The organism is Mesorhizobium sp. 2RAF45 (genome assembly GCF_052115225.1).
GTDB classification, from domain to species: domain Bacteria; phylum Pseudomonadota; class Alphaproteobacteria; order Rhizobiales; family Rhizobiaceae; genus Mesorhizobium; species Mesorhizobium jarvisii.
Genome location: NZ_JBFRGG010000002.1, coordinates 668,166 through 680,583 on the forward strand (window position 1 = coordinate 668,166; position 12,418 = coordinate 680,583).

11 protein-coding genes are annotated in these 12,418 nt (G+C 63.6%); 3 read left to right on the forward strand and 8 right to left on the reverse strand.

Annotated features, from left to right (window positions below; translation table 11 throughout):
- Positions 1 to 11 precede the first annotated feature (11 nt).
- The 3 genes from AB4Z43_RS08075 (at position 12) to AB4Z43_RS08085 (ending at position 3,279) form a co-directional block, all read left to right on the forward strand.
- The gene (locus AB4Z43_RS08075; protein WP_202361700.1) at positions 12 to 1,640 is read left to right on the forward strand and encodes a GMC family oxidoreductase; all 1,629 of its coding nucleotides are present in this window, start codon (positions 12 to 14) and stop codon (positions 1,638 to 1,640) included.
- A 13-nt stretch (positions 1,641 to 1,653) separates the two neighbouring features.
- Positions 1,654 to 1,971, forward strand: a complete 318-nt coding sequence (locus AB4Z43_RS08080) for a Dabb family protein (protein WP_038649472.1) — start codon at positions 1,654 to 1,656, stop codon at positions 1,969 to 1,971.
- Between the two features lie 90 nt (positions 1,972 to 2,061).
- The gene (locus AB4Z43_RS08085; protein WP_064980818.1) at positions 2,062 to 3,279 is read left to right on the forward strand and encodes an MFS transporter; all 1,218 of its coding nucleotides are present in this window, start codon (positions 2,062 to 2,064) and stop codon (positions 3,277 to 3,279) included.
- 7 nt (positions 3,280 to 3,286) lie between these two features.
- On the opposite strand, the gene AB4Z43_RS08090 is transcribed toward AB4Z43_RS08085, so the two are convergent.
- From AB4Z43_RS08090 to AB4Z43_RS08125, 8 genes are all read right to left on the reverse strand, one after another.
- Positions 3,287 to 4,132 (reverse strand): EamA family transporter, encoded by an 846-nt coding sequence (locus AB4Z43_RS08090; RefSeq protein ID WP_019861084.1) that lies wholly within the window; start codon positions 4,130 to 4,132, stop codon positions 3,287 to 3,289.
- Positions 4,133 to 4,138: 6 nt separating this feature from the next.
- The gene (locus tag AB4Z43_RS08095; protein WP_441936822.1) at positions 4,139 to 5,047 is read right to left on the reverse strand and encodes an endonuclease/exonuclease/phosphatase family protein; all 909 of its coding nucleotides are present in this window, start codon (positions 5,045 to 5,047) and stop codon (positions 4,139 to 4,141) included.
- Between the two features lie 215 nt (positions 5,048 to 5,262).
- The gene (locus tag AB4Z43_RS08100; RefSeq protein WP_441936824.1) at positions 5,263 to 6,816 is read right to left on the reverse strand and encodes a cation:proton antiporter; all 1,554 of its coding nucleotides are present in this window, start codon (positions 6,814 to 6,816) and stop codon (positions 5,263 to 5,265) included.
- 228 nt (positions 6,817 to 7,044) lie between these two features.
- Positions 7,045 to 8,109: an ABC transporter ATP-binding protein gene (locus tag AB4Z43_RS08105; RefSeq protein ID WP_019861088.1), complete on the reverse strand. Its 1,065-nt coding sequence runs from the start codon at positions 8,107 to 8,109 to the stop codon at positions 7,045 to 7,047.
- A gap of 15 nt (positions 8,110 to 8,124) precedes the next feature.
- On the reverse strand, positions 8,125 to 8,916 hold the full coding sequence (locus AB4Z43_RS08110) for an ABC transporter permease (RefSeq protein WP_069093093.1): 792 nt from the start codon (positions 8,914 to 8,916) through the stop codon (positions 8,125 to 8,127).
- Positions 8,913 to 9,830, reverse strand: coding sequence for an ABC transporter permease (locus AB4Z43_RS08115; protein ID WP_019861091.1), 918 nt, complete (start codon positions 9,828 to 9,830; stop codon positions 8,913 to 8,915). Before AB4Z43_RS08115 ends, AB4Z43_RS08110 begins: the two co-directional genes overlap by 4 nt.
- 64 nt (positions 9,831 to 9,894) lie before the next feature.
- Positions 9,895 to 11,001, reverse strand: a complete 1,107-nt coding sequence (locus AB4Z43_RS08120) for an ABC transporter substrate-binding protein (protein ID WP_019861092.1) — start codon at positions 10,999 to 11,001, stop codon at positions 9,895 to 9,897.
- Positions 11,002 to 11,244: 243 nt separating this feature from the next.
- Entirely contained in the window at positions 11,245 to 12,417 is a 1,173-nt protein-coding gene (locus AB4Z43_RS08125) for an iron-containing alcohol dehydrogenase (RefSeq protein ID WP_019861093.1), read from the reverse strand.
- Position 12,418: the final 1 nt, after the last annotated feature.

The window sequence follows — 12,418 nt, forward strand, 5'->3', positions numbered from 1 at the left end:
GTGGAAACGACATGACCGACTACATCATCGTGGGCGCCGGCCCGGCCGGCTGTGTTCTGGCCAACCGGCTGAGCGAGGATCCCTTGAATTCCGTGCTGCTGCTGGAAGCCGGCGGCAAGGACTGGCATCCCTACATCCATATGCCGGCGGGCTTCGCCAAGATGACCAAGGGCATTGCGTCCTGGGGCTGGTCCACCGTGCCGCAGAAAAACATGAAGGACCGCGTCTTCTGGTACACGCAGGCCAAGGTGGTCGGCGGCGGCTCCTCCATCAACGCCCAGATCTACACGCGCGGCAATGCCCGCGACTACGACGCTTGGGAGAAGGAAGAGGGTCTCGCCGGCTGGGGCTATCGCGACGTGCTGCCCTATTTCAAGCGCGCCGAGAACAACCAGCGTTTCGCCAACGATTTTCACGGCGACCAGGGGCCGCTCGGCGTGTCGAACCCGATCTCGCCGCTACCGATCTGCGAAGCCTATTTCCGTGCCGGCCAGGAGATGGGCATCCCCTTCAACCCGGACTTCAACGGCGCCAACCAGGAAGGCGTCGGCTATTACCAGCTCACCCAGAAGGACGCCCGCCGCTCCTCGGCCTCGGTGGCCTATCTCAAGCCGATCCGCCCGCGCAAGAACCTGACGGTCAGAACCGATGTGCTGGTGACCCGCATCCTCGTCGAGAAAGGCCGCGCCGTCGGCGTTGAAGTCGTTGACCGGCCGGGCGGCGAGAAGAATATCCTGCGCGCCGGGCGCGAGGTGATCGTCTCGTCCGGCGCCATCGGCTCGCCGAAGCTTTTGATGCAATCGGGCATCGGTCCGGCCGACCACCTGAAATCGGTGGGCGTCACACCAGTGCATGACCTGCCCGGCGTCGGCTCCAACATGCAGGACCATCTCGATCTGTTCGTCATCGCCGAATGCACCGGCGACCACACCTATGACAACTACGCCAAGCTGCACCGCACGGCCTGGGCCGGCCTGCAATATCTGCTTTTGAAGAAGGGGCCGGTGGCCTCCAGCCTGTTCGAGACCGGAGGCTTCTGGTACGCCGACCCGACCGCCGCCTCGCCGGACATCCAGTTCCATCTCGGCCTGGGCTCAGGCATCGAGGCCGGCGTCGAGAAGCTGAACAATCCGGGCGTCACCTTGAACTCGGCCTTCCTGCGGCCGCGCTCGCGCGGCACGGTGCGGCTGAAGAGCGCCGACCCGGCCGACCACCCGCTGATCGATCCCAACTACTGGTCCGATCCCTACGATCGCGCCATGTCGATCAAGGGGTTGCGGCTGGCGCGCGAAATCATGCGGCAGAAGGCCCTTGCCCCTTACGTGCTGCGCGAAGTGCTGCCCGGCCCGTCGCTGGCGACCGACGACGAACTGTTCGACTACGCCTGCCGCAGCGCAAAGACCGATCACCATCCTGTCGGCACCTGCCGCATGGGCCATGACGAGATGGCCGTCGTGACGCCGGATTTGCGGCTGCGCGGCATTGAGGGCTTGCGCGTCTGCGACGCCTCGGTGATGCCGCGCGTGCCCTCCTCCAACACCAATGCACCGACCATTATGGTTGGTGAAAAGGGTGCCGACCTGATCCTCGGCCGTGAACCGCTGCCGCCGGCGGTGTTTTCCGGCAACCGGGCTGCTTGAAGGGGATGAAAGAATGATCAGGCACTGTGTGTTCGCCCGGTTTCGCGGCGATGTCCCCGAAAGCGAGCGCGCGGCGATCCATGCCGACCTTGAGGCGCTTCGAAAGGTGATCGACGGCATGGACACCGTCCACTTCAGTGCCAATGTCAGTCCCGAGCCTTTCGCGCGCGGCTTCGGCCATGGCTTCACCATCGATTTCCGCGATGCCGCCGCCCGCGACGCCTATCTCGTCCATGAAGCTCATCAGCGCGCCGGCGCCCGGCTGGTCGCCGCACTCGAGGGCGGCACGGACGGATTGATGGTCTTCGACCTCGACCTTACGAAAAAGTGACCGCCGGTTCTTCGAAAGCCGGCTGATCGCTGTTCTCTTTTGCGAGCGGGGCGACATATCGTTCCTTTGGGGGCACCAAAGGAGGACGCCTTGAATCTCACCGTCGAGCAGAAGAAAACCGTTCTGGCATCATTCCTGGGCTGGACGCTCGATGCTTTTGATTTCTTCCTTCTGACATTCCTGCTCACCGATATTGCGAGTGAATTCCACACCGATGTCCCGGCAGTCTCAAAGGCACTGTTCCTGACCTTGGCAACGCGCTTCATCGGCGCGTTTTTCTTTGGCATGCTCGCCGACAAATATGGGCGCAAGCCCATCCTCATGCTCAACATCGTCAGCTATTCGGTGATCGGCGCGCTTGCCGCCTTCTCGCCCAATCTCGGCATTTTCCTCGCCCTGCGCGCTTTGTTCGGCATAGCCATGGGCGGCGAATGGGGGCTTGGCAGTTCGCTCGCCATGGAATCCATCCCGCCCAGCGCGCGCGGCTTCGTATCGGGCATCCTGCAATGCGGCTATCCCGCAGGCTACCTGCTGGCAGCGGTGGTCTACGGCCTGCTCTACCAGCAGACGATCGGCGGCTACACGATCGGCTGGCGCGCCATGTTCCTGCTCTCCTTCGTGCCGGCGCTGATCGTGCTCTTCATCCGCTCGCACGTGCCGGAATCGCCGGCCTTCGTCGAGGCGCGGAAATCTGTCAGACCGGGGCTCCTGGAAACGCTGCAGAAGCACTGGGGCGTCGCGCTCTACGCGGTCGTGCTGATGATGTTCTTCAATTTCTTCAGCCATGGCACGCAGGACCTCTACCCGACCTTTCTGAAGAAGCAGCATGGCTTCGATCCGCACACGGTGAGCTGGATCACCATCGTCGCCAATATCGGCGCCATCGTCGGCGGCCTGGCCTTCGGCGCGCTGTCGGAGAGGATCGGCCGCGTCAACGCCATCACACTTGCCTGCCTGATCGCCCTGCCGTCGATCCCGCTATGGGCCTACAGCACCACGCCCTTCATGTTGGCCATCGGCGCTTTCGTCATGCAGGTGGCCGTCCAGGGTGCCTGGGGCGTCATCCCGGTTCATCTCAACGAACTGTCGCCGGGTGCGGTCCGCGCGACCTTGCCCGGCTTCATCTATCAGGCCGGCAACCTTGCCGCATCCTATGGCGGACCGTATCAGGCGGGCATAGCGGAGGCGGCCGGAGGCAGCTACGGCTATGCGCTGGCGCTTTTCGCCGGCGTGGTCGCCGTCTGCATCATCGTCGTCATCCGCTTCAGCCCGGAACGACGCGGCCAGGTGATGACAGTCCTGGGTTGAGTGCGGCCTAACCCAGCCGGAGCGCGATAACCCCGGCAACGATGCTGAGCGCGGCAGCGCCGCGCCAGCCCGTCATCTTCTCGCCAAGCGCATAGACCGAGATCAGCATGGCGAACAGGATCGAGGTTTCGCGCAGCGATGCCACCGAGGCGATCGGCGCCTTGGTCATCGCCCACATCACGATCCAGTAGGCCGCGCCGCTGAGCACGCCGGTGAACAGCCCGGCCTTCCAGTCGCGCGCCAGCACGGGCAGTGACTGCGGCCCGCGGAAGATGAGGCACAGCACCAGCGCCCATGTCGCGTCGCAGACGAACAGCCAGGCCGCGTAGCTTTGCGCCGTCGCCGCCAGCCGCGCGCCGCTGCCGTCCGACAGTGTGTAGCTGGCAATGAAGATCGACGTGCCGAGTGCAAAACCGACGGCGCGCAGGTTGAGCTTCTCCAGATGCGCGCCGCCGCGAAACGACATCACCAGCGTGCCGGCCGACAAAAGCAGGATGCCGAGAATGGCAAACGGTGCCGGCACCTCCTGCACCACCACGATGCCACCAAGTGCTGCCAGCAGCGGTGCCGTGCCGCGCGCCAGAGGATAGGTCTGGGCGAAATCGCCGGCCTTGTAGGCGCCGATCAGGAAGGTTCGGTAGCCCATGTGGAAGACCACCGAAGCGAGAATGAATGGCCAGACCTCGGCCTTCGGGAATTCGACGAAAGGGAGCACGAACAGCGCGGCAAACCCCATGCCCAATGTCATCAGCGTGATCGACAGGAAGCGGTCGAGATGCACCTTGACCAGCGCGTTCCAGATCGCGTGCATGGCGGCTGCGGCAAGCACCGCGAAGAAGACGAAAAGCGTCATTCGGGTCTATCGACCTCCCAAGCCGAGCGGCGTTTCGAGATCGATGTCGACTCGGACCGGGAAATGGTCGGACGCCACTTCGCCTATGTCGGATGCGACCGAGCGGACCCGCCCCGCGAACATCCCGCCGACGAAACAGTGGTCGAGCCGGCGCTTTGCCAGCCTGCCGTCGATGATCTTCTCATGCGTGTGGAAGTCATCAGCGGGTTCGATCGCCACGACGGCGGCATCGACGAAGCCGTCGAGATAGGCAGCACCCCGATGATAGGGCGTGCTGCCGACGATGCGGCGGTATTCGGCGCTGCCCGGCTCCATGTTGAAATCGCCCATCCAGATCGCCGCCAGCGGATTTTCCGGCTCGGCTTCGCCGCTGGTCCAGTTGCGCGAAGGCTCGTCATCGATACCGCTCCACGGCCCGCTGTCTGACGGCGCACGGCGGTGCTCGGCCAGCAGATAGTCGATCTGCTCCAGCCGCTCCTCGGCGGCGATATGGGCGAGATGCAAGGACAGTACCCGCACCGGGCCGACCGGCGTACGGATCATGCATTCGAGCGCCGCGTTGCGTGTGTTGAGCGGCCTGAGCGTCCGGTGCATCGGCAGCACATGCAGGCGCGACCAGACGATCGGCAGTTTCGACAGAACCATGGTGCCGAACTGCCGGCGCCGATTGACCAGGCGACCATCCCGTCGCTCGCTGGCGTTCATGTCGAAGGCCGGGCCGTAGACCCAGTGATAGTCCGGCAGCAGGCGCGACAGCAGCTCCGGCTGGTCGTCGAAATGGCTGCGCTGCCAGTGCCGCTCGACCTCCTGCAAGGCAATGATGTCGGCGCCGTCGACGATGCGCGCCGCGCGCGAAAGATCGTAGCGGCCGTCGCTGCCGAACCCGTACTGGATGTTGTAGCTGACCAGCTTCATTGCTTACCCGGCTCACCTTCGGTGATGGCAGTAGCCGCTCAGTGGATTGCTTGCAATGTGCAGGAGAATGCAAGCGGCTTGTGCCAGAAGCGTCCCCCATGCCCCGCCGCGCGATCATGCACCGATTCCGGACCGCTCCGGTATCCTCCGCCCGCCGGAAAACGCCGCGAGGCATCCAACCAACGCAAGCGGTTCAGCTCCGTCGCAGAACCGTCCTAATCGGTGGTCAATGGCTGGAATCGGCCCGCTGGCGATGCCGCCAGTTCCGCCCAGTCGATCTCTTCCTCCAGCCGGTGATAGGCTTCGTCGCCGATCGTGCCGTTGCTGCGCAATTCCTCCAGCGTGTCGCGCTGGCGGTTGATGGCGTAGAGGCGCAGCCGGTCGTATTCGGTTGCCGCCTGTGCGTCTTCCGGGTTTTCCGCGATCACGCGCTCAGCCTCGTACTGCTCGCGCACGACAGCCGCCGCGGCCGATGTCTTGCGGCTCAGCACGTCGAGTGCGGCCTGCATGACGGCAACGCGCGCCTGCGCAACCTCATTGTCGACGGTTCTGTCGGGATCGAAGTTGAGTATCCGCAGCAGAGGCTTCAGCGTCATCCCCTGCAGCACCAGCGTGCCCAGAACCACCGCGAAGGCGGCAAGCACGATCGGGTCGCGTTCGGGAAAGCCGGCCGGCAGGGCAATGGCCACCACCAGCGTCACCAGCCCCCGCATGCCGCACCAGCCGACCAGCACGGCGCCGCCAAATGTCGGCAAATCCCGCTTGCTGTCTTCGCCGCCGAGACGGGCAAACCATCGGATGATCGCAACATAACTCGCCACCCAGACGAGGCGCGCCACGATGACGACAACCAGCACCGTAGCGGCAAACAGAAAGGCTTCGCCTTGCCCCTCGCCGGAGAGCCGGCCGACGATCGACCGTGCCTGCAGGCCCATCAGCACGAAAGCCAGCACGTTGAGAACGAACACCGCCGACTCCCAGACCGAATAGGTGCTGACACGACGTCTCGCCGACATGCGGCGCGGCGCCATGCGCGCAATCGTGATGGCGTAGACGACGATGGTGATGATGGCGGAAAGACCGAGCTTGTCGGCGAGTATCCACACGCCGAACGTCCCGGCGAACTGCACCACGGTGCTGCTCGCCGCATCCTCGATACGGGTTAGCGTCAGCAGCGAGAGGCGGCCAAGCAGATAACCGGCTATCAGGCTGCCGATCGTCGACAGCAGGATCACCGGAATGGCGTTGCTCAGCATGATGGAGCCGAGTGCCGCCGAAACCGCCAGCCGGTAGATCAAGAGCGCGGTGGCATCGTTGAGCAGGCTTTCGCCTTGCAGGATGGCGGTGATGCGGTGCGGCACCTTGAATTGCCCGAGAACGGCACTCGCCGCCACCGCATCCGGCGGCGCGACGATGGCGCCGAGCGCGATCGCCGCCGCGATCGGCAAGCCGGCCATCTTCCAGCCGACGAAGGCAACCACGACAGTGGTGAAGATGACGGCGCCAAGCGCCAAGAGCAGCAGCGACAGCCGGTAGCGCTTCAGGTCGCGCAGCGACGTGTCATAGGCTGCATCGAGAAGCACCGGCGCGATGAACAGGGCAAGCGCCAGTTCCGGATCGATCTCGATCATCGGTGCGCCAGGCACGAAGGCGATGCCAACCCCGGCCAGTGCCAGCAGCGACGGATAGGGGACCTCCAGCCGCCGCGACAGCGCCGTCAGCGCGACAGCCGTCAAAAGCAGGACAAGGGTGAGTTCAAAAAGAGCCATGGCTCATCGTAGCGGTGAAGAGCGACGGTTGGCAGTACCCCGAGGCAGGATACTGTTGATTGTCGAAGCCTTGGCCTGCCCAGGGATTTAAAAGTGACCAACTGAGGGGCGGTGCCGACGGTTGGTTATGACAGACACCGAACCCACGGCATCGAGGGTTGCGAGCATCGACGATCAAGATGCGTTGTTCGGCGCATCAGAGACCGCCGCGGAATGACGTTCGCTCCGCTAGTGCAAGACCAGCATGTCGCCCGATGAGAACGAAATCTCGGCCTTCTCGCCGACCGCCGGTGGCGGCGTGGCCGAGTTGTTGAATGTGTCGAGCGACACTGTGTTGCCGCCGATGCCGACGCGGACCCGGATCACCGAGCCGAGGAAGTGCACTTCGGATATCTCTCCGGTCAGGCTGGAGTCACGGCCGGGCTGGCGGCCGAGCGAAATCGCCTCGGGCCGCAGCGCCAGCGACAGCGTGTCGCCGGACTTCGAGCCGTTGAGCTTGCCCTTGAGCGAGACTTCCTGCGTGTTGACCTGAACCGTGCCGGCCGCGGCATCGGTGACCTTGCCTTCGAGCACGTTGAGCGTGCCGACGAAATTGGCGACGAATTTGGTCGCCGGCCGGTTGTAGATCTCGAACGGCGTGGCGACCTGCTCGGCCTTGCCGCCATACATGACGGCGATGCGGTCGGAGATCGACAGCGCCTCTTCCTGGTCGTGCGTGACGAAGATGGTGGTGATGCCGAGCTTCTTCTGGATCGAACGGATTTCCTCGCGCAGCGACACGCGCACCTTGGCATCCAGCGCCGACAGCGGCTCGTCGAGCAAAAGCAGCTTCGGCTTCGGCGCGATCGCACGCGCCAGCGCGATGCGCTGCTGCTGGCCGCCCGAGAGCTGGTAGGGATAGCGGTCGGCCATCTGCGGCAGCTTGATCATGTCGAGCATCTCGGCGACGCGCTTGTCGGCATCGGCCTTGTTCATGCCGGCAACCTTCAGCCCGAAGGCGATGTTCTGCGCCACGGTCAGGTTGGGAAACAGCGCGTAGGCCTGGAAGACCATGCCGACATTGCGCTGGTTGGGCTTCAGCCGCGTAATGTCCTTGCCGGCGACGACGATCTTGCCGGCCGACGGATCCTCGAAGCCGGCAACCATGCGCAGGACGGTGGTCTTGCCGCAACCGGACGGTCCGAGGAACGAGACGAACTCGCCCGGCTCGACATCGAGGCTGAAGTCCTGGACCACGGTGTTGGAACCGTAGGACTTTCGCACGTGCTGGATGGACAGGAATGGCTCGGCCATGGCTTTTCTCTCAGGTCAATTCGGGCGGTTCGACGACTTCGGCGCGAACCGGGACAGGATCTGGATGAGCGACATACAGCCCCAGGTAATGGCGAAGGCGATGATGGCAAGGGCTGCCGGTTCATAGGCGCGGTTCGCGCCGATGTTCTGCAGGTACGGCCCAAAGGCCGGGCGGTTCAGCAGGCTGGCCATGGTGAACTCGCCGATGACGATGGCGAAGGTCAGGAAGGCACCCGACAGCACGGCGATCAGCACATTGGGCAGGATAACGCGGCCGATGATCGTGCCCCAGCCGGCGCCCAGGATCTGCGCTGCTTCCGTCAAGGTCCGCACGTCGATGGTGCGCAGCCCGGTATCGACGGCACGATACATGTAAGGCAGTGCCAGCGTTGCATAGCCGATCACCAGCAAGGCATTGGCGCCCATGTTGCTGCCAAGGAACGGCAGCGGCGAATTCGAGCCGTACATCCTGATATAGCCGAAAACGATGACGATGGCCGGAATGACCAGCGGCAAGAGCGTGATGAATTCGACGATCGGCCTGAGCTGCGGCAGACGCAGCCGGATCCAGTAGGCCGCCGGCACGACGACCAGCACACCAAGGATGATGGTGAAGATCGCGGCGACCACCGAATACAGGAAGGTCGACTGGAAGCGCGCGTCGCCCAGCACGATCTGATAGGCATCGAAGGAATGGACGCCGCGGCGCATGCGCAGCGAGAATTCGACCGTCGCCGCCAGCGGGATGAAGAAATACGCCGCACCAACGATGAAGACGACCCAGGCCCAGAATTTTCCCGACTTCATTTCAGCCACCTTTCGGAGCGAGTCCGGAACCAGATATAGAAGACATTGGCCAGGCCGGTGATGACGATCATGCCGAAGGCGATGGCGTAGCCGAGCTGCGGATTGTGCAACACGTCGCCATTGATCTGCGAGTAGAGCTTGATGGGGACGATGTTGAGCGCCGGGCCGGCAAACGCGTAGGCCGTGGCAATGGCGCCAAAGGCATTGGCGAAGAGAAGAATGACGGTGCCGAGGAAGCTCGGCCATATCACCGGGATGACCACCATGCGCCAATACTGCGCCTGCGTGGCGCCGAGCGTGGCCGCCGCCTCGCCCCATTCCTTCTTCAACCCGTCGATGGCCGGCACGATGATGACCACCATCAGCGGGATCTGGAAGAACAGGTAGACCGCGATCAGGCCCGATGTGGTGAGGAAATTGAAGCCCATTGCGTAGATGTTGATGTTGAGGACATCACGCAGAAGCGTCGTGACGATGCCGACGCGGCCGAGCGTGGCCAGGAAGGCGAAGGCCAGCGGCAGGCCGGCGAAATTCGAGGCGACTCCGGAGAAAGTCAGGGTCGCGGAGCGCGTCCAGCTTGGCAGTCCGCCGCGCACGATGGCGATGGCTATTGCCAGCCCGGCAAACGCGCCGATGATGGCCGACCAGAAACTGATCTTGATCGAAACCCAGTAGGAACTGCTGATCGACGGATCGCTGACCAGCTGCAGAATGTTGTCGAACGTAAGCTGACCATCACTGTTCTGGAAAGCCCCGATCACGAGATAGATCGTGGGCAGGATCAGGAACATCAGCGCGAAGATGAAGAAGGGCGCCACGCCGATCCATTGCGTCGGCAGGCGAAATGCGGTCGCCTCGTTGGGCGGCGCGGGCTTGGAGGCAATCGTTCGATTTGAAAGCGTAAGATCGGTCATGCGCCGGCTACCGTCTTCGAGGAAAGGCCGGGCGGCCTTGCGACCGCCCGGTGGATTTCAAGTGCTACTTGACGTTGGCGCCGACAACGGCGTCCCAGTTCTTGCTGATGGCTTCCTTGGCCTTGCCCTGCTCGTCGAGCGTCGGGAACGCGGCGGCGGCATAGGATTCCGCCGGCGGCAGCTTGGCCAGCACATCCGCCGGGATCTTGCCGTTCTTGGCGAGATCGTTGAAGCGGATCGGGTGGCAATAGCCCTTCAGCCAGCCGATCTGGCCTTCGTCGGAATAGAGGTATTCCATCCACAGCTTGGCAGCGTTCGGGTGCGGCGCGAAGGCGCTGATCGCCTGCACGTAGACACCGGCGACGACGCCCGTCTTCGGCACGATGACGTCGACGGGCGGGTTGCCCTTCAGCGTGTCGCGGCCAGCAAGCGCGTTGTAGTCCCAGTTGATCAGGATCGGCGTCTGGCCCTGGGCGAGTGTTGCCGGCTTGCCGACGACCGGGACGAAGTTACCGGCGGCGTTGAGCTTCTTGAAGAAGTCGAGGCCAGCCTTGCCGGCGGCTTCACCGGCAGCGGCGCCCGTCGACAGGCCGGAGGCGTACACCGCCTGGATGGCCTGGTTCGAAGCACGCGGATCACCGGCGACGGCTACGGCGTTGGCGAATTCCGGCTTCAGGAGATCGGCCCAGTCCTTCGGCGATTCCTTGATCAGGTCCTTGTTCACCATGAACGACAGAACGCCGTAATAGTCGCCGTACCAGGCGCCATCGGCATCCTTGGCGCTGTCTGGGATCGAGTCCCAGGTCGACACCTTGTAAGGCATCAGCAGGCCGTCGGCCTTGGCGGTCGGGCCGAAGGACAGGCCGACGTCGATGACGTCGGGAGCCTGCGGGCCCTTGTTGTCCTTGTTGGCCTTGATCGCCTCGACCTCGTCGCCGGAGCCGGCATCGGGGTTGAGCTCGTTGATGGTGATTTCCGGATACTTCGCCTTGAAGCCGGCGATGACGTCGCCGTAACCGCACCAGTCATGCGGCAGCGCGATGGTGGTGAGCTGGCCTTCAGCCTTCGCGGCCTTGACGAGATCGTCCAGCGAAGCCGCGGACGAAATCACCGACGACACCATAAGGGTCGCGGCCGAGAGGGAAAGCACCTTCCCCGTGAATTTGAACATGTGTTCTCTCCGTTGAACTGACGCCGTTGGACGCCTGCGATGCGGTATCGTTTTCATGTGACAGCCAGATGAAAGCTTTATGAAACCATTGGCCGGCAGCAGAAAAAGTTAACTCTATTTAACGGGCTGTAGCAATTAGCCATCACTTATTTTTCCGGCTAATCACTTTCCGCCTTGCGTTTCATCCTTTCCCCCTTGGTTAGCCCTGAATTTCCAGATCAATTTTCGGCAATGACGATGCCGTCAGATCGTGCCGGCGATAGCGTTTTCCAGCAGCGTCAGCGCTGCCTTCTTGGTCAGCTTGACCGGGTTGCCGCCAGCCGTCGGATCGACCACCGCCATGTCGGCGATCAGCGCCTTGCGCTTCTTGTCCATGTCGAGCCCCTTGATCAGGCCCGGCAGCGCGTGCGGCACCTTCAACTCCTTGCGCAGCTTGATGATCGCCTTGGCGAACCCGTCGAAGCCGCCCTTGATGCCGCAATAGGCGGCGAGCCGGGCGATACGCTCCTCGATGGAGTCACGGTTGAAGGCGAGCACATAGGGCATGAACACCGCGTTGGTCATGCCGTGATGGGTGTCGTAGAGCGCGCCGATCGGATGCGACAGCGAGTGGATGGCACCCAGCCCCTTCTGGAAAGCGGCGGCGCCCATGGCGGCCGCGCTCATCATATGGGCGCGCGCGACCAGGTCCTTGCCGTTGGCATAGGCCTTCGGCAGGTTCTCGAACACCAGCCGGATGCCCTCCACCGCGATGCCGTCAGCCATCGGATGGTAACCCGGCGCGCAATAGGCCTCGAGGCAGTGGGCAAGCGCATCCATGCCGGTGCCGGCGGTGATGAAGGCGGGCATGCCGACCGACAGTTCCGGATCGGCGATGACGATCGCCGGCAGGAGCTTCGGATGGAAGATGACCTTCTTGGTGTGCGTCTCCTCATTGGTGATGACGCCGGCGCGGCCGACTTCCGAGCCGGTGCCGGCCGTGGTCGGCACGGCGATGATCGGCGCGATCGCATCCGAATTGGCGCGCGTCCACCAGTCGCCGACATCCTCGAAATCCCACACCGGCCGCGTCTGGCCGGCCTGGAAGGCGATCAGCTTGCCGAGATCGAGCGCCGAGCCGCCGCCGAAGGCGATGACGCCGTCATGCTTGCCCTTCTTGTACACGGCGATGCCGGCGGTGAGGTTGGAATCGACCGGGTTGGGCTTCACCTCGGAAAACACGCCGTAAGGCACCTTGGCATCGTCGAGGATTTTCAGCGTCGAAGCGACGACCGGCAGTTTCGCCAGGCCCGGATCGGTGACGAAGAGCGGCCGCTTGATACCGGTGGCCGCGAGCACCTCAGGCAGTTCCTGAATGCGCCCGGCGCCGAAGCGGACGGTGGTGGGGTAGTTCCATTTGGAGATGAGCTTGGACATT